This window comes from Emticicia aquatilis, from assembly GCF_014644295.1.
In the GTDB taxonomy this organism is placed as follows: Bacteria; Bacteroidota; Bacteroidia; order Cytophagales; family Spirosomataceae; genus Emticicia; species Emticicia aquatilis.
Genome location: NZ_BMKK01000010.1, coordinates 95,405 through 118,391 on the forward strand (window position 1 = coordinate 95,405; position 22,987 = coordinate 118,391).

At 36.7% G+C, this 22,987-nt stretch carries 18 protein-coding genes, 2 tRNA genes and 1 pseudogene; 14 read left to right on the top strand and 7 right to left on the bottom strand.

Annotated elements, in window-relative coordinates; genetic code table 11:
• The first annotated feature begins 83 nt into the window (after positions 1–83).
• Positions 84–1,235: a hypothetical protein gene (locus IEX65_RS21035; protein ID WP_188769041.1), complete on the top strand. Its 1,152-nt coding sequence runs from the start codon at positions 84–86 to the stop codon at positions 1,233–1,235.
• A 178-nt stretch (positions 1,236–1,413) separates the two neighbouring features.
• The gene (locus tag IEX65_RS21040) at positions 1,414–2,496 is read left to right on the top strand and encodes a Gfo/Idh/MocA family protein (RefSeq protein ID WP_188769043.1); all 1,083 of its coding nucleotides are present in this window, start codon (positions 1,414–1,416) and stop codon (positions 2,494–2,496) included.
• A gap of 108 nt (positions 2,497–2,604) precedes the next feature.
• Here IEX65_RS21040 and IEX65_RS21045 read toward each other — a convergent pair whose 3' ends face one another.
• Positions 2,605–3,141 carry a DUF8685 domain-containing protein gene (locus tag IEX65_RS21045; protein WP_188769045.1) on the bottom strand — a complete coding sequence of 179 codons (537 nt, stop codon included), beginning with the start codon at positions 3,139–3,141 and terminating at the stop codon, positions 2,605–2,607.
• A 203-nt stretch (positions 3,142–3,344) separates the two neighbouring features.
• Between IEX65_RS21045 and IEX65_RS21050 the strand changes: the two genes are divergently transcribed.
• From IEX65_RS21050 to IEX65_RS28070, 4 genes and pseudogenes are all read left to right on the top strand, one after another.
• On the top strand, positions 3,345–5,558 hold the full coding sequence (locus IEX65_RS21050) for a TonB-dependent receptor (RefSeq protein ID WP_188769047.1): 2,214 nt from the start codon (positions 3,345–3,347) through the stop codon (positions 5,556–5,558).
• Positions 5,559–5,693: 135 nt separating this feature from the next.
• Complete coding sequence (locus IEX65_RS21055) at positions 5,694–7,646, top strand: heavy metal translocating P-type ATPase (protein WP_188769049.1); 1,953 nt, start codon at positions 5,694–5,696, stop codon at positions 7,644–7,646.
• Positions 7,647–7,810: 164 nt separating this feature from the next.
• Positions 7,811–8,497, top strand: a pseudogene (locus IEX65_RS28065) (CoA transferase subunit A); the annotation flags it as partial.
• Between the two features lie 75 nt (positions 8,498–8,572).
• Positions 8,573–9,211 carry a 3-oxoacid CoA-transferase subunit B gene (locus tag IEX65_RS28070; RefSeq protein ID WP_262891872.1) on the top strand — a complete coding sequence of 213 codons (639 nt, stop codon included), beginning with the start codon at positions 8,573–8,575 and terminating at the stop codon, positions 9,209–9,211.
• Between the two features lie 92 nt (positions 9,212–9,303).
• Here the strand turns inward: IEX65_RS28070 and IEX65_RS21065 are convergent, their stop codons facing one another.
• From IEX65_RS21065 to IEX65_RS21075, 3 genes are all read right to left on the bottom strand, one after another.
• Positions 9,304–10,782 carry a tetratricopeptide repeat protein gene (locus IEX65_RS21065; protein ID WP_188769051.1) on the bottom strand — a complete coding sequence of 493 codons (1,479 nt, stop codon included), beginning with the start codon at positions 10,780–10,782 and terminating at the stop codon, positions 9,304–9,306.
• A 261-nt stretch (positions 10,783–11,043) separates the two neighbouring features.
• Entirely contained in the window at positions 11,044–11,784 is a 741-nt protein-coding gene (locus IEX65_RS21070) for a zinc ribbon domain-containing protein (protein WP_188769052.1), read from the bottom strand.
• A 218-nt stretch (positions 11,785–12,002) separates the two neighbouring features.
• On the bottom strand, positions 12,003–13,100 hold the full coding sequence (locus IEX65_RS21075) for a Nif3-like dinuclear metal center hexameric protein (protein WP_188769056.1): 1,098 nt from the start codon (positions 13,098–13,100) through the stop codon (positions 12,003–12,005).
• A gap of 239 nt (positions 13,101–13,339) precedes the next feature.
• On the opposite strand from IEX65_RS21075, the gene IEX65_RS21080 reads away from it, so the two are divergent.
• Entirely contained in the window at positions 13,340–14,233 is an 894-nt protein-coding gene (locus IEX65_RS21080) for a 3-keto-disaccharide hydrolase (RefSeq protein ID WP_188769058.1), read from the top strand.
• 64 nt (positions 14,234–14,297) lie between these two features.
• Here IEX65_RS21080 and IEX65_RS21085 read toward each other — a convergent pair whose 3' ends face one another.
• Positions 14,298–15,599, bottom strand: a complete 1,302-nt coding sequence (locus IEX65_RS21085; RefSeq protein ID WP_188769060.1) for a M20/M25/M40 family metallo-hydrolase — start codon at positions 15,597–15,599, stop codon at positions 14,298–14,300.
• Positions 15,600–15,791: 192 nt separating this feature from the next.
• Positions 15,792–16,313, bottom strand: coding sequence for a DinB family protein (locus tag IEX65_RS21090; RefSeq protein WP_188769063.1), 522 nt, complete (start codon positions 16,311–16,313; stop codon positions 15,792–15,794).
• A gap of 100 nt (positions 16,314–16,413) precedes the next feature.
• Between IEX65_RS21090 and IEX65_RS21095 the strand changes: the two genes are divergently transcribed.
• Positions 16,414–16,487, top strand: a tRNA-Asp gene (locus tag IEX65_RS21095).
• A gap of 60 nt (positions 16,488–16,547) precedes the next feature.
• Positions 16,548–16,621: transfer RNA gene (locus IEX65_RS21100), tRNA-Asp, on the top strand.
• Between the two features lie 97 nt (positions 16,622–16,718).
• Here IEX65_RS21100 and IEX65_RS21105 read toward each other — a convergent pair.
• Positions 16,719–19,541 carry a TrlF family AAA-like ATPase gene (locus IEX65_RS21105; protein ID WP_188769065.1) on the bottom strand — a complete coding sequence of 941 codons (2,823 nt, stop codon included), beginning with the start codon at positions 19,539–19,541 and terminating at the stop codon, positions 16,719–16,721.
• A 552-nt stretch (positions 19,542–20,093) separates the two neighbouring features.
• On the opposite strand from IEX65_RS21105, the gene IEX65_RS21110 reads away from it, so the two are divergent.
• The 5 genes from IEX65_RS21110 (at position 20,094) to IEX65_RS21130 (ending at position 22,883) form a co-directional block, all read left to right on the top strand.
• Positions 20,094–20,336, top strand: a complete 243-nt coding sequence (locus tag IEX65_RS21110; protein ID WP_188769067.1) for a hypothetical protein — start codon at positions 20,094–20,096, stop codon at positions 20,334–20,336.
• A gap of 99 nt (positions 20,337–20,435) precedes the next feature.
• Positions 20,436–21,236, top strand: a complete 801-nt coding sequence (locus IEX65_RS21115) for a hypothetical protein (RefSeq protein ID WP_188769069.1) — start codon at positions 20,436–20,438, stop codon at positions 21,234–21,236.
• Between the two features lie 332 nt (positions 21,237–21,568).
• The gene (locus tag IEX65_RS21120) at positions 21,569–21,769 is read left to right on the top strand and encodes a hypothetical protein (RefSeq protein ID WP_188769071.1); all 201 of its coding nucleotides are present in this window, start codon (positions 21,569–21,571) and stop codon (positions 21,767–21,769) included.
• A 249-nt stretch (positions 21,770–22,018) separates the two neighbouring features.
• Positions 22,019–22,555 (top strand): hypothetical protein, encoded by a 537-nt coding sequence (locus IEX65_RS21125; protein WP_188769072.1) that lies wholly within the window; start codon positions 22,019–22,021, stop codon positions 22,553–22,555.
• Positions 22,539–22,883, top strand: a complete 345-nt coding sequence (locus tag IEX65_RS21130; protein ID WP_188769073.1) for a hypothetical protein — start codon at positions 22,539–22,541, stop codon at positions 22,881–22,883. The genes IEX65_RS21125 and IEX65_RS21130 overlap by 17 nt, the downstream gene beginning before the upstream one ends.
• Positions 22,884–22,987 lie beyond the last annotated feature (104 nt).

Sequence of the window (22,987 nt, forward strand, 5' to 3'; positions counted from 1 at the left end):
TCTATGATTTAGACAAAAGAAAAAACAAGTAAAAACCATTATATTGCGAAACAATTACCATTATACAAAAACTTACAACCTCCATGAGAACCCCTCTGAAATATTTAGCTCTGGCATCAATAATTTTTATTATCTCATGCTCGAAAAGCGGTACAAAAGCACTCGAAAAAGGAAATTACTACGAAGCTGTTTTACAGTCAGTAGAAAAACTCAAAAAAGATTCCGATAATAGCAAAGCCTCGGAGGTTTTGCCTACGGCCTATCGCAATGCTCAAGAAGAGTTTACGAGAGATATTGCTCGTGTCAGAAATGCGAATCAGCAGTTTCGTTGGGAGACTATTCTGGACTACTACAATAAGCTCAATAAAATGCAAGAGGTGATTGAGCGTTGTACGGCTTGTCGCCGAATTGTGAGTCCACAAACCTACTTCCGAGAAACCGAAGAAGCCCGTGACAACGCCGCAGCCGAACGTTATGTTTTGGGTGATGATATATTAAGAAGAAAAAATTTGAGCAAGTTAGACGCTCGTGCAGCCTTCGACCACTTTGAACAAATTACGATTTTTGCCCCCAACTACAAAGATGCTCGTAATCGTATGGAAGAAGCTCTTAATTTAGGTTCGGTTCATGTTGTGGTTGAGCAACCGAAAATCAATTCTCGTTTGTATCAATACAGCAACGATTATTTTCAAGATAAAGTAGGAGAATTTTTACGCACAAACCGTAGAATAAATAAATTTATCAGATTCTATTCGCCCGAAGAAGCTAAATCTGTAAAACTTAGCCCCGACCATGTGGTTCGTCTCGAAATTATTGACTTTGTAGTAGGTGAAACGAATATATCAACCGACCGCCAAAATGTAACAAGCCGAGACAGCGTAAAAACTGGCGAAGCGACTGTCAATGGAAAAAAAGTGCCAGTATATGGAAAAGTAAACGCCACAATCATCAAATCACGTAAAGCCGTTCGTTCGAGAGGTTTGCTTTCGATGGAAATATTTGATTATCAGACCAATAAAACACTTTCTCGTGAAGAGATTCCCGGAGAATATACATGGGTAAATGAGTGGGCAAGTTTCAATGGAGACGAAAGAGCATTGACTACTGCCGAACTGAACATGACTCGTAATCGTGAGCAATTACCGCCTCCGCCTCAACAATTATTCATCGAATTTACGAAACCTATCTACGACCAAGTAACTTCAAGAATCAAACGTTTTTACGATAAATATTAAATAAAATTTAGCGTTTAGCAGTAACGATGGCATCGCTCAAAGCGATGCCATCGTTAGGCTTTGCAAAATTTATTTCGTACAAAGCTATAAAAAATCTAAAATTTTATTAGTAAATTTACCTTATAGTAAAATATACCATTTGAAAGCCATTTTTATCCAACCTCAAATAACTACAAAAATGTTTAACAGACGAGACGCTCTCAAATCAATCATTGTTGGCGGTGCCGCCAGCGTTTTTTCACCGAATACATTACTGGCAAGTACTGCACCAAAGAAAGAAAAACTTGGCATTGCCTTAGTAGGTCTGGGCTATTATAGCACCGATTTGCTTGCTCCTGCTCTTCAAATGACTGAGAAATGTTATTTGGCAGGAATAGTAACTGGCACGCCCGAAAAAGCAGAAAAATGGAAACAAAAGTATAATATTCCTGATAAAAACATTTATAACTACCAAAATTTCGACTCGATAGCTAATAACCCAGATATTGATGTAGTATATGTGGTTTTACCACCTTCGATGCACAAAGAATATACTATCAGAGCCGCTAAAGCGGGTAAGCACGTTTTCTGCGAAAAGCCAATGGCTCCTTCAGTTAGTGATTGTATGGCAATGATAAAAACTTGCAACGATAATAAGGTGAGTTTGGCAATCGGATATCGCTGCCAGCACGACCCAAATACGCAAGAGTTTATGCGAATAACTAAAGAAAAGCTCTACGGAAAAGTTAGAATGGTAGCTTGCGGAACGGGTTACTTCGACAATCGTACTACACACTGGAAGCAAAATAAAGCTCTCGGTGGTGGTGTAATGGGCGATATGGGTGTTTATGCACTTCAAGGAGCAAGACTCGCTACTGGCGAAGAGCCGATTGCCGTAACGGCTCAAGCAAGCACAACTCGACCAGAAATTTATAAAGAAGTGGAAGAAACGATGATGTTTCAGTTACAATTTCCGAGTGGTGCTTTGGCGGCATGCCACACGAGTTTTGGTATTCAGATGAACTATTTGCAAGTAAATTACGAAAGAGGCTGGCTCAGAATGGATTCGCTTTCAAATTATTCGGGCAATAAAGGAAGCCATAGCAAAGGAATCATTGATTTTCCAATCAAAAACCAACAAGCAAAACAACTTGATGAAGACTGTATGGCATTGATGAACTCAACTCAATTAATTGCTCCAGGCGAAGAAGGACTGAGAGATATAAAAGTTGTTGAAGCCATTTACAAAGCTGCTCAAAATGGCGGAACAGTAAAAATTTGATTTACGGTTTCGGATTTACGATTTACGAATAAAGAACACAATTACCAGAATTTTTCAGAATAATTATTTCAAAAATCGTAAATCGTAAATCAAAAATCGTAAATCTTCCTACGCTTCCACCAGTTTTTCTCCCGAAAAATGATGTTGAGGCTCTTTGAATAGAATATTGAAAGTTGTCATTGAACCATAACAACGAGTGATATACTGTTGAATATTCACTTTTTCTTCATCATCCATATTACTGGCATTTACTCGCTGCTCTAAAACCCGCAGGCGGTCACGCATCATTACAATTTTATGAAAAAAGACATCAATCGGAATTTCTTTCGATTGTAAATCTCTACGGCCAGGTTGCAAAATCATTTTGCCTCCTTTCCATCTATCGCCCAGCGGAACGACTTCGGTCGCATCCATCCAGCGTTGAAGAATCTTTGAAAGGTTTCGTTCAACATCAAATAAACTCACCATATCGTGCGATGGCTCTACGATTTCCAGCACTTCAAATGGATAATCAATTTTGATATTCTTTGTTCCTATCTCTACAAAAGTAATGATATAAACATCTGATTTAAAGTTAATTACGACTCCGACACCATACTCTGGGTGCTTTACACGAGAGCCAATTCCAAGGATTACATTTGCCATTGTTTGTGGAGCGAACCGGGCGGCGACCGCATCAAGTTCGCAGAAAAGCGTAAGTAATAATTTCTCCTAAAAACATTACAAACAAAATGCCAAAATGAGTTAATCGTAAAATCAATATTTTTAGATAAACCTAAAAATATATTTAGCTTTATTTTGAATATTAATTTTATTAACCAAACTTTGCATTTAGAATTAACATAACCATGAAAAAAACATTTATATTATATATTTTTATTATACTTTTTTCTGCCATATCTAAAGCATTTGGCGGAGAAATTAGGGGAATAATTGTCAATAAAGATAAAGCTGTTAGCTTTGCCAGTGTTATTATTTTGAATACAAAGATTGGTACTCAAGCCGATGAAAATGGTAAATTTATCATCAAGAATATACCACTTGGCAAGCAAACGATTCAGGTTTCGAGCATTGGATATAAAACTAAACAACTCACTATCAATATTTTAGAAGAAAAAACAAATAACCTGAGTATTGAAATAGAAGAGGAGAATGCTCAGCTCAACGAAGTTGTAGTAACGGGTACGATGAAAGAAACAAGCATTAACGAATCGCCCGCTCCTATACAAATTTTAAACCCAACGTTTTTTCGTAAAAATCCAACGCCAAGTTTGTTTGAGTCACTTTCGATGGTCAATGGCGTACGTCCGCAACTTAACTGTAATGTCTGCAACACGGGCGATATTCACATCAATGGTATGGAAGGCCCTTACACGATGGTGATGATTGATGGCATGCCGATTGTTTCGGCTTTATCTTCGGTCTATGGTTTAAGCGGAATTCCAAACTCAATGGTTGAGCGAATAGAAGTGATGAAAGGCCCAGCCTCTACACTCTACGGCTCTGAGGCGGTTGGAGGTTTGATAAATGTTATCACGAAAAATCCTTCAAAAGCACCAAAATTTAACTTTGACTTTAATACAAGTAGCTATCTCGAAAATAATTTTGATGCCAGCAGTAAAACCAAGATTGGCAAATTCGATGTACTTTTTTCTGGTAATTACTTCCTCTTTAATAAGCGTTGGGATATTAATCAAGATAACTTCACTGACATTACGCTCCAAAATCGCACATCAATTTTTAATAAATGGTCGATGCGACGCTCGCAAAATAGGGTTTTCAATATAGCTGCTCGTTATATTTACGAAGACCGATTTGGGGGTGAAATGCAATGGCAAAAACCTAATCGTGGCGGAAGTGAAGTGTATGGAGAATCAATTTTCACAAAACGCATTGAGATGCTGGGAAACTATCAGTTACCGATTGATAATCAGAAGATTACGCTTAATTTTTCGTTTAATCAGCATCAACAAAACTCTGTTTATGGCAGCACTTTGTATCTGGCTACCCAACGAATTGCTTTCGGACAATTATTGTGGGATAAAAAACTGAATAAAAACCACGATGCTCTTTTGGGGCTGACGTATCGTCATACATTTTATGATGATAATACTCCCGTAACCCAAACCACCGACAGCAAAAATGCTCCCGATTTGATTAGTTTACCAGGTGTTTTTGCACAAGATGAAGTCACGCTCAACAATAAAAATAAATTACTTATAGGGCTACGATATGACTATAATTCTAAACACGGTGGCATTGCAACGCCCCGACTAAATTGGAAATTCACACCCAATAAAGATAATATTTTTAGGTTAAGTTTGGGCAATGGATATAGGGTTGTAAATTTATTTTCAGAAGACCATTCCGCTCTTACTGGCTCACGTAAAGTACTGATAGCAAACGAATTAAAACCCGAACGTTCGTATAATGCCAATCTTGACTATCAACGTTTTTTCACTTTCGGAAATGGTTATGGTAATATTCAACTCAATGGATTTTATACGTATTTCTCTAATAAAATTATTGCAGACTATGACCAAAATCCCGAACTCGTAGTTTATGATAATCTGAAAGGCTATGGTATCTCAAAGGGTGTCGCACTCAATGCTGAGTTTAGTTTTACTTCAAGTCTGAAAATATTCGCAGGAGCTACTCTAATGGATGTGTACCGTAAAGAAAATGACTTGAAAATCAATCAAATTCAAACGCCACATTTTACAGGAAACTACGCCATCAGCTATACACTCAGCAAAGCCCAACTGACTTTCGACCTCACAGGAAATTTATACAGCCCCATGCGTTTACCCGTTGTAAGAGCTTACGGCGATACTCGCCCAGAATATTCTCCGTGGTTTGGTATTCATAATATTCAAGCTACCAAACGACTTGCTAATGGACTACAACTTTACGGAGGCATCAAAAATTTCACTAATTTCCTTCCAAAAGACCCAATTTTTAGTGCAGACAAACCCTTCAGTGAGCAATTCGACCCAAGTTATAATTATGCTCCGCTACAAGCCATCAGAGGTTTCATAGGTGTACGGTGGAGTATTTTCTAAATTTATCTTTTCAGAATCATTGTTGCAAATGCAACCTTGATTTATTGTTTAGACTAATTCTAAATAATTCGTTTTTGACTACCTGTTGCATCAATAAAATGTTGATATTTGCCCAACATAAACAGGTATTCAAATATGGCAAACGAAGCAGAACATAATCACGACGAACATAATCATTCGGAAGAGCATTCACATGACCATTCTCACGAAGATTCGCATGAAGAAAGCCCTTATCTCTATCCAATTATCTCATTAATTCTGTTATTATTGGGCATTGGTTTAGACTATTTTTATAAAAATCCAAGTTTTTGGAACGAAACAACTCGAATAATTTTCTACGGAATTGCATTTCTATTAGTTGGTTGGGATGTACTAAAAATTGCTTTTCAAAACTTAACCAGTGGCAATGTTTTTACAGAATTTTTTCTGATGAGTATCGCTACTTTGGGGGCGTTCTACATTGGCGAATACCCCGAAGGTGTTGCGGTGATGCTCTTTTATGCCATCGGGGAGCTGTTTCAAGGAGCGGCGGTCAGTCGAGCCAAGAGAAATATCAAGGCCTTACTTGATGTCCGACCAAATACAGCAAATGTTTTTAGAGAAAACACTTGGCAAATAAGCAAACCCGAAACCATAAAAGTTGGCGAGAAAATCTTAGTAAAAGTTGGAGAAAAAGTACCTTTAGATGGAATAATTTTGACCGAAAGTAGTAGTTTCGACACATCAGCACTTACAGGTGAAAGCAAACCTCAAACAATAAAACAAGGTGAACAAGTTTTAGCTGGAATGATAAACCTTGAAAAAATTATTGAAGTTGAAGTAAGTAAACTTTTTACCGAAAGTTCGATTGCTCGCATCTTAGAATTGGTACAAAACGCAACATCGAAGAAAGCCCCAACCGAACTTTTTATCCGAAAATTTGCTAAGATTTATACCCCTATCGTTGTCTTTTTGGCAATTGGATTAGTGTTCTTACCCTATTTTTTTATAGAAAACTACACATTTCACACTTGGTTGTATCGTGCTTTAATCTTCTTGGTTATCTCCTGCCCATGTGCTTTGGTTATTTCTATTCCCCTTGGCTATTTTGGTGGAATTGGGGCAGCTTCTCGTAACGGAATATTATTCAAAGGCTCTAATTATCTCGACTTAATGGCCAAAGTAACTACCGTGGTCATGGATAAAACAGGAACACTTACAAAAGGTGTATTTAAGGTGCAAGAAATCAAGACAATGATTGATGAAAAACTGTTTTTGCAATATTTAAAGACAGTCGAATCGCACTCTACTCACCCAGTTGCTAAAGCAATTATAGCTTATGTCAATGAGGCTGAAATTGAAGAATTGCCCACAAAAATAGAAGGCTTAGAGGAAATTTCGGGGCATGGAATGAAGGGAATAATTCATGGTCAAACTATTTTGGTTGGAAATCTGAAATTGCTCAAAAAGTTTGATATAATCTATGGTACAGAACTCGAAAACATCGTTGAAACAATCGTTGTGGTAGCAATAGATTCAGAGATGATTGGCTACGTTCTGATTGCTGACCAACTAAAAGATGATGCACAGGTTGCAATTCAAAGATTACGAGCAATGGGTATCCAAAAGACCATTATGTTATCGGGCGATAAGTCAAGTATTGTTCAAAAAACAGCATCATTACTGGGCATTTCGGCCGCTTATGGCGATTTATTGCCCGAAAATAAAGTAGAAAAAGTGCAAGAACTAAAAGCTGACGCTTCGCAACTCATTGCCTTTGTTGGTGACGGAATCAACGATGCACCAGTGCTTGCTTTAGCCGATGTCGGCATCGCTATGGGAGGTTTAGGCAGTGATGTTGCGATTGAGACTGCCGACGTGGTTATTCAAACCGACCAACCATCAAAAATTGCAACAGCAATCAATATCAGTAAAAAAACGAAGCAAATCGTGTGGCAAAATATAGGCTTGGCCTTTGGTGTAAAAGCCATTGTCTTAATACTGGGGGCAGGCGGATTAGCTACTATGTGGGAGGCTGTTTTTGCCGATGTTGGCGTTGCATTACTGGCTATTCTAAATGCTGTCAGAGTACAAAATATGAAGTTTTGAAGTCGCTAAATTTTAAGTTCGTAAAACAGTTTCTTGAATTATCGGATTTTGCATAAAAAGTAATTGATTTTGCATAAAACTAAGTTTTTACTATAATTTTCTTAGAAAAAATCAACCAACAAGCATCTAATATCCGTTATATTTGCACAGAAATTAAAAAAACTATGATAAATAAAGTAATAAGTGGTGCAGAAGAAGCGGTTGCAGATATTCAAGATGGAGCAACGCTCATGCTCGGTGGCTTTGGTCTGTGCGGGATTCCAGAAAATTCGATTTCGGCCTTATTAAATAAAGGAGTCAAAGGCCTAACTTGTATTTCAAACAATGCAGGAGTAGATGATTTTGGTATTGGTTTAATGCTCAAAACGAAGCAGGTAAAGAAAATGATTTCTTCGTATGTTGGCGAAAATAAAGAGTTTGAACGTCAATTATTATCAGGCGAACTCGAAGTTGAACTCATTCCGCAAGGCACCCTTGCCGAACGAATCCGAGCAGGAGGTGCAGGAATACCTGCTTTTTTTACGCCAGCAGGCGTAGGCACAGAAGTAGCCGAAGGTAAAGAAATTCAGGAGTTTGATGGAAAAAAATATGTGCGAGAAAGTTGGCTAAAAGCCGATTTTGCTATCATAAAAGCATGGAAAGGTGACACGGCAGGGAACTTGATTTTTAAAGGTACGGCACAAAATTTTAGCCCAATGATGGCCGCAGCAGGTAAAATAACGATTGCTGAAGTAGAAGAACTCGTGCCAGCAGGTAGCCTCGACCCAGCTCAAATTCATACGCCAGGCATCTACGTACAAAGAATTTTTCAAGGAAAAAACTACGAAAAAAGAATTGAGCAGAGGACAATAAGTAAGCCAATAGCTGCGGTCGAAAGTACAGCATCAACTCCAACCCAAACAGGACAAGGCCTCGACAAAAACCAAATTGCGAAACGCATTGCTCGTGAAGTAAAGGATGGTTATTATGTAAATCTTGGTATTGGAATACCAACTTTGGTAGCCAATTATATCCCAGATGGTATCAATGTTGTGCTGCAATCTGAAAATGGGCTTTTGGGTATTGGCCCCTTCCCTACTGAAAATAAAGTTGACCCCGATTTAATAAATGCAGGTAAACAGACCGTTACGGTACTTGATGGCTCTGCTTTGTTTAGTTCGGCCGAAAGTTTTGCAATGATTCGTGGAGGACATGTTGACCTTACGATTTTGGGTGCAATGGAAGTTTCGGAGAATGGTGATATTGCCAACTGGAAGATTCCAGGCAAAATGGTCAAAGGTATGGGCGGAGCAATGGATTTGGTAGCATCGGCCGAAAATATCATTGTGGCTATGCAGCACGTCAATAAAGCAGGAGAATCTAAGTTGCTAAAAACTTGTAGTTTACCTATCACTGGTTTACGATGCGTGAAAAAAATAGTTACCGAACTGGCCGTTTTAGAAGTAATGCCCGAAGGTGGATTTAAACTCTTAGAGAGAGCTCCTGGAATTTCAGTAGAACAAATAAAAGCCGCAACCGAAGGAAAGTTGATAATCGAAGGCGAAATACCAGAAATGGAAATATAGACAAGAGATTTTAGACAAAAGATAAGAGAGATTAGACAAAAGGGGACTTCTAATCTCATGTCTCTTGTCTTTTATTTCATTTCACAACAATCTCAGTACCCCATTTCGGTTAGTGCAGCACGGGCTTTATTATCAACCGAAGTCTTATATTCATGATTTTTATAGGCAATGGCTTGTTCAAAATAAGCCTTTGCCTTATTTTTTTGTCCTTTTTGCTGTTGAAGGTAGCCCAGTTGCAAGGCAGAATTAGGAGCAAAACTCCAGTCTTGCGTTCCAGTAAGAGCAACAGACCTTTCAAAATAATTGGCAGCCTTATCGAACTGATTGAGCTTCTGATAGATTCTTCCTGCCCTATAGTTAAACTCGGCTTGGTCTTTTGGTGTACTAAAGTTTTTTTCTGTGAGTGTTATTAGTTCTTGTTGTGCCTCTTCAAAATATCCTCCATCAAAAAGTAATCGAAGTTTCATCAAGGTCTTATTAGGTAAGGTTTTGCTTTTTTGAAAATTCTCGTAGAACTTCTGTGCTGCCTTATCCGATTCAGCCACAGTGCTACCTCCTTCATTAATCTTCGATAAATACAATTTTGCTTTTTTATCATCACCCATCAACCAATTACATACAAACAGTTTATAATAGGTATCTTTCAAGAAGGTTTGTCCTTTGAATATTCTAAGATAATTTTGATACGAAGTGACTGCTTGTGGATAATTACCCTTGAAAAGTTGTGTTTCTGCTTTGTATAATTCAAAGATTGGAAAATTCAAATAAGCCGCATCTTTTGGTGTTTTCTTCAGTAATTCAACGGCTTGTTCGGTTCTATTATCTTTTAGCGAAATAGCCGTTGCTACCATATTTATATTTAGATTATCCGACTGACTATCAGCAAATTGCAACATCTCAGCATTTTGTTTTGCATCAAATTTCAAAACGTAAGCTTGGATAAAAGTAGTACAAAATTTGGCTTCCGTACCCCACACTTTATCTTTCGCTACCAAGCGAAGCTCATTCATGCCTAATTGAATATTTCCACGAAGTCCGAGTAGTTTCGGAATCCATCGCTGTTTATCAGGAACCGAACCAATCAGCACATGCAAGCATCCCAGTGATTTTAGACTTGGCAGAAAATTTGGGAATAATTTCTGATTTTCTTCGAGCAGTTTATAAGCCTGAATCACATTGTATCCTGCTTTTACTTCATGCCCAAATCTTATTTTTATCAATGCCCAATGCAGTTTTATTTCGGCTCTTAGAAAACGATTATAGGGTGATTTTTCATCTAAACCCTCAATTAGCTCCAAGCGTTCATCTTCCCTACTCGACCATTTATTATAGATTGCTTCATTCTCAGAATTTATCAATTCGACCATATCGGCATAATCTTCCACATAAACCCTGAATGGATTCTTGATGGATTCTTTTGAGAGTAATTCTCTACCAGACTGAACTCTTAATTTGAAAACTTCAGCGTACGCTTTTTGAAGATTTGGTGTAAAATCAAAGTCAGTAGCCTTTGACTTCTCATTGAACAATAAACAGCATATAAATGCTAAGCAAAATATTCGATAAGGCAAATTTCTTATTGAAAATAGAATATCATTTACAACGTATATATTCGTAAATCTTAATTTAACTATTTTGTTAGTAGTAATTATATGGATATTTCGAGACTTCAATTTCTTGTAGTTTGTTTTTTATAGATACGAAGCCATTCCAGAATAGGATTTTATTTAAACAAAAATAGCCAAGTTTTCAGAATAATTGAAAACTTGGCTATTTGAAATATTTATCGCTTTATTCTGTGGACGGTTGACCACCAACTATCGACAAATAAATTATCTTCTAACAATCTCAACTGCATCAACATCAGCCAAGATACGGCCACAATGCTCACACACGATGATTTTCTTTTTGTCTTTGATGTCAGCCTGGCGTTGTGGCGGAACGATATTGAAACAACCACCGCATGCACCACGCTTAACCATAACAACCGCCAAACCGTTTTCTGCATTTCCACGAATACGGTTATAAGCATTTACTAAACGCTCTTCAACATTAGCAGCAGCTTTATCACGGCTAACGGTTAGTTTTTTCTCATCTTCTTGGCTTTCAGCAACTAATACATCCAATTCCTTGCGTTTTACTTCAAGGTCTTTTTTGCGGTTTGCCATAGCCGACTCAACATCAGAGATTTCAGTATTTTTATTTTTGATTTTAAATTCAGTTTCACGTGTGCGTTTATCAGCCAACTGAATTTCTAACTCTTGTAATTCTAATTCTTTGGCAATCGCATCATACTCACGATTGTTACGGACGTTCATTTGTTGGTCTTTGTATTTTTGAATCAATTTTTCGGCTTCTTTCTTACCTGCACGGTAGCCGTTTAATTCAACTTCCAACGTATCGATTTCTTTCTTGAACTTACCAATACGAGTTTCAAAACCAATAACCTCATCTTCCAAATCACGTACTTCGTCTGGTAAATCACCACGTAGTTTTCTCAATTCATCTAATTGTGAATCGATTGATTGAAGTTTAAGCAGTGTTTCTAATTTTTGTGCAACTGTTAATTCCATAATATCTAAAACTAATTTGGTTATTAGTTATTGGTTAATTGGTTATTAAGTACGATTTACGAGTGAATCGAATGACGAATGATAATTAGTAAATTATTTATCCTAAATTTATCGTTTATTTTCGATTAAATGGAAAAAGTTTTGAATCTACAAAATAAATTCAAAACACGACCATTTTTGAAAACCAATAACAAGTAACCGATAACCAGTATCTATTCTTAATAGTAATAATTGATTGGATTTGTTGGGGTTTCCGACAAATGGACTGCAAAGTTAATGAATTTTTTACAAATATAATCTTTCAACAACTCTTTTGTGTATTGTTCTGACTCATAATGTCCAATATCGGCAATAATTATGCGGCTATCTGCATCAAAAAACTCATGATATTTATAATCGGCCGTAATAAATACATCGGCCGACTGCCCGATAGCATCGCCCAACAGAAAACCACCCGAGCCTCCGCACACTGCAACTCTTCGAATTGGCTTACCCAAAAGCTTGGTATGACGAATAACTGACACGCCCATATTTTGTTTTAAATATGCCAAGAAATCAGTTTCTGGCATAGACTCGCTCAACTCTCCGATTATTCCCGAACCTACCTCTGAATTTTGGTTTTCGAGCATAATTATATCATGAGCAACTTCTTCGTATATGTGCGTGCGGTGCATGGCTACCAAAATCTGATTTTTGAGATAAGCAGGAAAAATAACTTCTACTCTGTTTTCGTGCACTTCTTCGTCAACATTGGCCGCTCCGATGGTCGGATTGGCTTTTTCGTTCGGTCGGAAAGCACCCGTTCCTTCGCCTCTGAAACTTACGTGGCTGTAATTACCAATTACTCCAGCACCTGCGGCATGAAGAGCATCTAAAACTTCTTTTGTATTGCTTACTGGCACAAAAACTATCAATTTCATCAAAACTTCACTCTTTGGAGCAAGAATTTTCACTTTTTCGAGTTTTAGTTTTTCGGCAATCTTGAAATTTACGCCACCCACTACACTATCCAAATTGGTATGTGTGGCATAAATTGCCACATCGTTTTTGATGGCTTTGATGATTGTTCGTTCGATGTAGTTTTTGCCCGTCAGTTTCTTTAATCCCTTAAAAATAATCGGGTGATGAGCCACCACCAAATTACAACCTTTGGCAATGGCTTCGTCAATTACGTCTTCGGTCGAATCGAGCGTTACCAAAACACCCGTAACTTCAGTCGAGGCATCGCCAACGATTAAACCAGCGTTGTCGTAACTTTCTTGGTAAGCCAATGGAGCAAATCCTTCGAGGTAAGTTGTTATGTCTTTTATTGTCATTTTACTGTTTTTTTGGACACGGAGTCGCACGGAGTTAAATCACAGAGTCGCACTAAGTCTTTTAAGCGATGTTCTACTTCGATACCTTTCAAATATTTTTGTTCTTTGCCGAAACCCCAATCTAATTTTTTAGTAAGTTTGGTTTTACAAAATTACGTCAAATATTTCGGCAATTATTCATCTATTCAAAGCAAAATCAACAAGTTGGAAACTTGTTCTACCTTAAACGTTATTCAACCATGAAAAAACATTTGATTACATTCCTTTTTTTATTTTCAAGCCTTATCATTTTTGCTCAAAAACAAGCCGATAAAGAAGAATGGATTTCGTTGTTTAACGGCAAAGACCTTACGGATTGGGATTTGAAAATTTCGGGACACGAAGTAAACGACAATTATAAAAATACATTTTTGGTAGAAGATGGCATGATGCGAGTGAATTATAAAGAATACCAAAACTTCGATAATAAGTACGGACATATCTACTATAAAACGCCATACTCGCACTATCGAATACGTTTTGAGTATCGTTTTCAAGGGAATCAAGTACCCGGTGGGGCGTCGTGGAATGTACGAAATAGTGGAATCATGCTACATTCTCAGTCGGCAGCCAGTAATGGCAAAGACCAAGATTTTCCAGTTTCGCTCGAAATGCAGCTTTTGGGCGGTCTCGGAAATGGCCCACGACACACAGGAAATCTCTGCACTCCCGGAACCATCGTTGATATTAACGGAAAACTCGACATGGCTCACTGCATCGACTCAAAATCAAAAACCTACGATGGCGACCAGTGGGTAAAAGCCGAAGCAATTGTAATTGGTAGCAAGATTGTTCATCATTTAATCGAAGGAGATACCGTTTTGACCTTTACCAACGCACGAATTGGTGGTGGATTCTTGGGCAAACCCTATGATTTTGCAACCGATAAAGTAAAAAATGGTGAAGAATGGGCAAAAAAAGATGGTACACCACTGGGCGAAGGCTACATTGCACTGCAAGCTGAAAGCCATGCGATTGATTTTAAGAATATCGAATTATTGAATCTGAAAGGTTGTATGGATAAGAAAGCTTTGAATTTCAAGTCATACTATCTTGAAGCTGATAACTCTACTTGCAAGTATAAAAAGAAATAGTTGGCAATTTTCAGTTTACAGTAGGCATTTTAATTTTGCTCACTGTAAACTGAAGACTGATGATTTATCTTGTGAGGCGATAAAGCAACAATGCCGAACGCTGAATAAGAGCAGGGTACTCTTTCAGATTGATGGTCTCGCCAGGAGCATGAGCTCCACGACCCGATGCTCCAAGACCATCAAGACAACTTACGTATTGAGCAATGTATGAAATATCACCTGCCCCACGTGAACCTGGGTCACCTGCTTTCACTGGCCCGAGGCCCATATCTTGGCTGGCTTTGCTTAATATCTCCAATAATTTAGTATTAGCTTCGGTTGGCTCCATGGCTGGAATACCATCCGAAAATTTAATTTCTGCACTGGTAGCATTCAAATTTTTGGCTACAATTTCTCTCATTTTTGTGCGAGCGGCTTCTTTTTGGGCTTCGGTAAGAAAACGCAAATCGCCAGTAACCTCCACTTTTTGAGCCACAATATTTGTTTTTCCTACGGCCGTTCCTTTCGCTTGAGCGGGGTCATAGTTTACTTCCGTTCCTCCCACAATTACTCCAGGATTAAACGTTAGATATTTTTCTTGGCTCAGAGCTTCTCGAAATTCATCCAAAATACGAGCAGCTTCATAGATTGCACCATAACCCATTGTTTTGTTGAATACGCCCGACGAATGGCCAGTTTTGCCGTGTGTAGTTAAGTGCCAACCACTTGCTCCACGGCGTGCGGTGGCGGCAATATCAAAACTTTGGGCTGTTTCGTAGGCCAAAGCCACTTCACATTCTTTAGCACGGTCGATAAAATCTTTTCGACTGATGCTGGTTGGTTTTCCTGCACTTTCTTCGTCACCCGTGAAATAGACAGTGATGTTGGTATCATCGAGCAAGCCTTGGGCATAAAGAGCTTTAAGGCCAGCAATAATCATTACATCGCCACCTTTCATGTCGTTGACACCTTGCCCAGTGGCAGTCGAATCGGTGAGGCGAGTAAAAGGCCCAGCGGGCATTGATTTTTCAAAAACGGTGTCGAGATGACCAATTAAAAAGAGTTTTTTACCTTTTTTACCTTTACGATAAGCGACCAAATGTCCCGCACGATTGAGCGAATCGGGTAGCGAAATCCATTCGGTAGTAAAACCCATGGCATCGAATTCTTTTCTGAAAAGCTGCCCAACTTCTCGAACACCCGCGTGGTTGAGCGTACCACTATTAATATTCACGGCATCTATCAACAATTTTTCGGTCTGAGGCATATTGACTTTTACATGCTCAATGATTTGTTTTTCGACCGAACTAAGCGATTGAGCGTTTGATTGAATTAAGAATGTGAAATTGAGAATTAAGAATGATAGGAATAGAGGTTTTAGTTTCATTGTTGAAGTTTGTTTAGGTAAGTTTAAAGACAGACTTTAAACATGTGTTGCCTTTCAAAGTCTGTAAATTGTAAGAAAAATAAGTTTTTGGATAAAGTTACTCTCGCAAAGTCGCAGAGCCGCAAAAAATAAAATACTGATTGTAAGCTACTTAGCATTTTTGCGACTTTGCAAGATGTAAAAAAATCCTTGTTATAAATAACGTTCTTTCAGAATATTCAAATGGTGAAGTTCATGCCCTGCAATAAACCACGCCAATACACGAGCGTTGGTTGGTAGCTGATTGGCTTTGCCCATACGCCCCAACTCACGCTTGCCGAGGGATTTGAAAAACAAAACCGTTGATTTGCGTTGAGCCTTGAATTGCAACAATAAACTACGCAAAGATTTTTTATCGAAATTAGTGGCCTTTACGTAATCATCTTCCTCGAAACCAAGCAACGATTGTTTTTCGCCACGAGCTACTGACAAAGCACGATAGAGCAAGATTTTTTCGGTGTCGATGATGTGGCCGAGCATTTCGAGAGGTGTCCATTTTCCTTCAGCATAGCGGAAATGCAGTTTTTCTTCGGGTATATTTTTGAAAAAATTATCCACAATCAAAATATTTTCGGATAAAGTTTTGAGGGCGTCGTCGCCCGTAACTGCTTGAATATAACGATTTTGGTACGAATTCACGTCGTACTCGGCGGCGGTAGGTCGAGAAATTTTCATATTTTTTTGATTTAAGACTTGACACACAAATATAATCGTTGTACCTTTGCACCACGTTAAACAAACGAAGAAATATTTTCAACGTTTCAGAAACGCAAACGGTTTGGTAGTTCAGCTGGTTAGAATACCTGCCTGTCACGCAGGGGGTCGCGGGTTCGAGTCCCGTCCAGACCGCAAAAGCACTCAGCAATGGGTGCTTTTTTCATCGAAATTTTATAATACAAGTACACATACGGTTTGGTAGTTCAGCTGGTTAGAATACCTGCCTGTCACGCAGGGGGTCGCGGGTTCGAGTCCCGTCCAGACCGCTAAAAGCACTCAGAAATGAGTGCTTTTTTGTTTGTTCCCATTTTAAAATAGTCCTATATCGAAGGTTTTAATAATTACAATAAATAGAATTTACTTTTAGGTGAATAATGCCCCATATCTTTTTGACCTCATACTAAAAGCATCAATTCCGCCCTCCATTACATTACATATTTCCTCTTTAATATCTCCTTTTTCAACACTTCCGGTTAGTTTTACCTGAATGTGTTTAGTTTCAGAGTCCATTACAATAATATGCTCACTGTCACCATTTACAGGGATATTTGCGTTGTGCGTAACAACAATAATTTGTCGAAATTCTTTAGAGTGACGCATTTGGTCGACTACTAAGTCATAAATAAGTCGATTATCTAAATCATCTTCGGGCTGGTCAAGAATCAAAGGCTTTGTGCCATGAGACAATAGAAGAGTTAAAATTGCTGCCGTTTTTTGACCAGCAGAACCATTTGAAATTGGTTTATATGTATTCCCAAGTTTGTATTCTATTTGAATTTCATCTTCTGGAAAAAGTAAATCTAATTGGTCTATACTTTCATCATTTAGATTATGTAATTTATTTGTAAAAAAAAGTTTATTAAAACTACCATCGTTGGTTTTATTTTGAAAATGCTGAAATAGAAAATCAAATATTTCTTGATTTTTTTCTAATATCTTGTTCGGGTTCGTTCCTTCCCATTTCTCTACAATATTTTTTACATCATTAGCAAAATTTTGCTCATCTAAGTTAAATATCCTTCTAATCTCTTCCGAATAACTTTCATAATCTTTACATAAAAGCACTTTTGCTCTCACATTCCTGCCATTTAATATGGTATCTAAGAATTTCTGACGCTTCTGCTGTAACTTTTTACGTGAATCAAAGTATAACCTCTTTGTACTTTCCTTTTTACCCACAAGAATAGTTAGTTCCTTCTCATAATTGTTAATTATATCAAGTTCTTGTTTTTTCTGGCTCAATAAACTAATATCTTTTTCTATTCCTTCTAAATCAATACCTTGAACAGTTAAATGTTCCTTTGTTATTTTGAAGGTTTCATTGGCTGTATTAAATGATTCTTGCCATTGACTTATTTCAAATTGTTTTTGTAAATTTGTTAATAGAGTAACATATTCATCCTTTAATTCTTCCAATTTTGTTTTTACTGCTTTTATCCTATTAGAGGTATTTGAAAAAAGACCATTAAATTCATCTTGATGTTCAGTTCTTATTAAGCTATTATCAATTTCTGTTGAAGATAAATTAAGTATCAAATCTTCAAACTTTACAACTTTACTTTCTATTGAATTTTTATATACATTAATAAATCTCTTTTCTTCTTCAAAACTTTGTAAATCTTTCAGTAATGTATCAGCCCCACTTGTCTTAAATTGCTTAATTTTTCTTTCTAAATCTTCTATATCAAGTAATATTGTGTTCTTATTTGCTATTTTTGATATTAAATCTCTTACCTTTTTTGATTCATCTGTATATGTTTGTTGAATCACTTCTAATTCCCTTTCAATTTCTAAGATTGCTGGCTCTGATTTATCTATTCGAGTTCGCAATGAATTTGGAGTTGTAGCAATCTCGTAAATTTGTTTTTGCGAAAAAATATCAAATTCAAGTCTATCAAGTATTTCTGGGTTTTGTTTTAATTCAAAGAGTTGAGTTTCTTCATTGAATTGAGAAACAGTTATGGTTTTATTTTGGAAAGAAACAGCATAATTAATTCCTCCCCGTGAAATATGTATCTCGATAACGGTATTTTCTTTTAATACACCACTTTTATTCTTACCCTTTTGTTTCAATTGAAAAAATTTTACAAAATCAGCGTGTATATTGTCAAGAGATTTTAATTCATCGCTTCTTTTAAAAACACCACGAATAAACTGAAGAATACTTGATTTTCCACTACCTCTTCCACCAATGATTGTATTCATCTGAGGACTAAAGTCAACGCATAAATCTACCCCTGTCTTTGAAATTTCAGTATCTCTAATAATGATTTTCTGAATCCATAGATTAGGGAATTGCCTTGGAGAACCCTCAAAATCATTTCGAATTCTTAGTTTTGGTAATAATAGTGCTTGACGTAGACTTTCCAAAGACGGTTTTTCTTCCATTTTTATCCATGTATGACGAGTCCCTATTCCCCATAAACCATGAGATGAATCGCCTTTATCGTAAGGATTGTCAGAAAAAGTTAAAATTGCTTTGTTAGCATTTATAGCTTCTGTAACTACTCTACGAGCATTTTTCATTCTTTCATCAGTGAATTTCCATTTTTTCTCCGCAATTTGTTTCTCAGTAAGACCATAATACTGATTTAATTCTATCAGAAAATTTAACTTTTGGTCATCATATATTTTTCCTGCTGTTGGTAAAGTGAATTTTTCATGAACAACCTGCACACTATTGATAGCTTTCAGTTTATAAAAGCTCTTGATGATTTCGCTTCCTGGTTCACAAAGACCATTAAATTCATCAATATGAGCTGGTATTATTAAAGCCCCTTCTGAACTCGCAAGATTAACTACATCTTCCAAATTCATATTTGTATGAGCTGTTTGTTGTCCAAAATCTTTCCTTTCAATTTTAGCTTTTACTAAAAAATCTTCAACTTTTTGTTTTCCATATTCAACATCAAATAAAATTAACAAATGAACTTTTGCATCACTACAAGTAATTTCAACACCTGGAAAAACTGTTAATGTAGTATTTTTAGAGGCATCTTTTATTTTATCTACCCATTCTGCGGTATTATGGTCTGTTACAGCTACACAATTTAATCCTTTGTCAAGTGCTTCTTGAACCCATTGCTCAGGTGTAACATTATTATGATTTTTAAAACACAAACTCGCTGGTGTATGTAGATGTAAATCACATTTATACCAACGAGTTCCCACAAATGCACTACTCATATAGTCTTATCTTTAATTTTATGCCAATATACGGATATTCCAATTTTTGCGAAATAAATAAAGGTAAAATAAAGATTTTTCACTATACTAATTAATCTGATGTAAACCCGTATTTCCATTCGTCAATTATCGTTTTTGGACGAAAACAAAACTGAAACACTTTCCCTTTTGTTCTGCTAAAAGGCTGAAGACAATACTTGCTGCCAAACACCTGAGTTTTAGAGCAAATGATAATCATGTCACAGAGTTACATGCACTACTTTTCAATAAAACTCAATTTGGTACAGCTACGAAAATTAATCGTTTTGGCTATCATAAAGATTCAGGCGTTTATTTCTTTTCTAATAAGGTAATCACACCAGAAGGCAAAGTTTTAGAGCCAGATGAGTTTAGCATTGTTCAGAGCGGTGAATTCTATTTGTCGATGCCTACTACAAACGCCAAGATGCAGCATAGATTTCAAATTACTGATGCTGATATATCTTTCAATGAATGATTTATGCGAAAACGCATACATTGGAAAAGGCTTTTATACCTGCATGTTTCTATATTATGTCGCTCTTTAGAGACATTGTAATAAATCATAAAGGCTCCTCTCCTATTTTGTATTTAAAAGGCTCAGCAGGAACTGGAAAAAGTAGTATAATCAGAAGTCTGACTTGCTTATTTGGATTTCAGCAAGATGATATTAATCTAAAATCAAAGAATACTGAAGCTGCTCTTGTAAAATTAATGAGTCAAGCTGCCAATTCTTTGCTTTGGATGGATGAGTTTTATAATGATTTCCCGCACTAAGGCTTACTACAAGCAGCGTATGATAATGCTGGCTATCACAAAAGCCCAGATTCAAGTAAAAGTAATACAGAGACCGATAGCATCGAAATTCACTCAGCATTGGCTTTAACCAGCAATTTCATTCCGAGCAATGATATTTTCTTTTCTCGATGTCTATTGATTCAGGTTGAAAGCAAGGAAAAAGATAAATATCAAAAGGAAGGATTTCAACAGCTCAAAGACCTTGAAAGAGGGGGCTTAGCTTGTGTTACAGTCGAAATTTTGAGACATCGTAAGCTCATTCAAGAAAACTACTCATCTGCCTTTAAGGTGTTGTCTAAACGAATTGAATCATCGTTTAAAAATGAAGTTATTCCCGAACGATTATTTAGCAATATGGTTCAAACCATGACTTCAGCTTTTATTCTTTGCCAAAAAGGTGTCATTTCACTGGGTGAATCAACTGATGAAGAAGATATTCTGGAAGAATTTTCTGAAATGGCCGTAGGTTATATTCGCAAACAGTATCAAATCCAAGATGAGACTTCTATTTTAAGTGAATTCTTTTCGACTTTACAAATACTATTTGAAGATTATAAACTCAATGAAGGAGTTCATTTTAGGTTTGATGGTGACCACCTCTTACTTAGGCTTCCTTCGATTTATCCAATTTTCAAACAAAAATACCGTAATATTTACTACAAGGATTCTCCAGATAAAGATTCAATCATTCAAGAGATACTAAAACTTGAATCGCCACGTGAAATGAAGGAAATTATTAAAACTATTCGTTTCCGAGAAGAGAATGATGGTAATGAAAATGCAATGAAAAACTCAGTAACCAATTCTTTATCAATTACTTACAGTGTTTACTCGAGTAAATTTGGGTTGGATTTTACGAATCGAGCTGTTAAATTTTAACTACGCAACTTTTCAAAAAAATAGCACACATTTTTACAACGCTACAACAACGAATATAACTAACTGACTATCAAGTAATTATATTTTTTTATTATTATAAATATCGTTGTATTTTCGTTGTAAATGCGTTGTAAGCGTTGTAAATCTTTTTTTTGTGTTGTTGGCGTTGTAGCCATTTACAACGAAATTACAACGACAAAATCAATATAAACAATTGACTATCAACTATTTAACTAATCGTTGTTGTGTTGTAAAAAACGGAGGTATAAAAATCTGTGTGCGAGCAGAAAAAAGCTAAATTTTAAACTAAAAAAAATACAAATTCTAATGCAATGGAACCAATAGTTTTAAGAGCAGCAGATGTTCAGAAAATACTAAACACATGCAGAAGCGATAGTTACAGGATTATCAAAGAGATAAGGGAGAATTATCCTGATTCGGCAAAGCTCAGTGGAAGTAAAATTAGAACAGACAATTTAGCAGAAGAGTATAATATAAGTTTGGAGGCGATTGAAAGATGCCTCAAAGAATAAAACAAAGCACCTCAAAACTTATGAAGATATGTTTTTGAGGTGTTTTTTTTAAGTCATTCCATATTTTCCATATATTCCATATTGTCCAGTGCGTATCACAGTTTTACATTAATCTTGCACCAGTTTTACGAAGTTATACAAATCAATTATCAATGTGATACATGGTATTACATCAAAAACAAATCAAAACATGACTGATTTAAGTGCAAATGTGAATGTTAGAACTACCCATGAGATGAAAAACGAATCATGGATGAAGCTCACAAAAGAGGTATGACCATTTCAGAATGTATTCTGTTCTCGTTAGAGGACTATTGGGATATAATAGAAAATGGACGAAAAACGGATGCTAAGGAGTACAATAAAATTGTATTTGAACTGGAGAACACTGAAAATGAATTGGCTATGGCCAATAGGAAGCTTGAGCGTTTGAGGGTCGAAAAAGAGGAATTGCTGCAACAACATGCTCTGGCAACCAAGAGCATTTGGCAGGAAGCCAATGAAACTGCTGAGCGTTTATCTAAAGAAAGAATCACCCAAGAAAGAGCCATTGCCGTACGAGAGTATATTGAAGAGAATTTTAGTCGTACGGTAAATACCGACCAAGAAAAACTTCAGTGGTATGCTAATAGGCTTAGTCTTTATGAAACTGACACCTTGAAAAAGGTATTTCAAGCAGTGCGACAAAATACTAACATTAAAGACTTGCCAGACGTAGTACAGGCCTTAGTAAAACAATATTATCAACAGTTTTTAAGCAATCACCAATATGTCCAAATACAATAACTTTTACTCGAAAGACCCTTTCGGGATATTTAAAGTAGAGCCATCAATTCAAATTATCGGTGGAGATAGCTTAGCCAAAAGCACAAAACCTCCAATCGTTAAAATCATCTTGGTCGTACTCCTAATTATAGGCATAGCTGCGGCGTTCTTCTTTAAAGATGTTATAAAGAAGTTTTTCTTGGATAAAATCATACAGAGTAAGCAGGCCAAGCCTAACGATGCAGCTAACGAAAAAGATATTGATAGAGAAGTTGTAATACAAAAAAAAACTACTCAACCCAAAACTGAAACTCCAGAAGAAGGTACTGGTGCTACAATCGTTGAATAACAGTGTTTTACTGTGTATAACACTGTATTACGTAGTAAAACGGCGTATAACTTGGTTATACGCCGTTTTACATTCTACGAAACAAAATTGTATTTCTCCCTTAT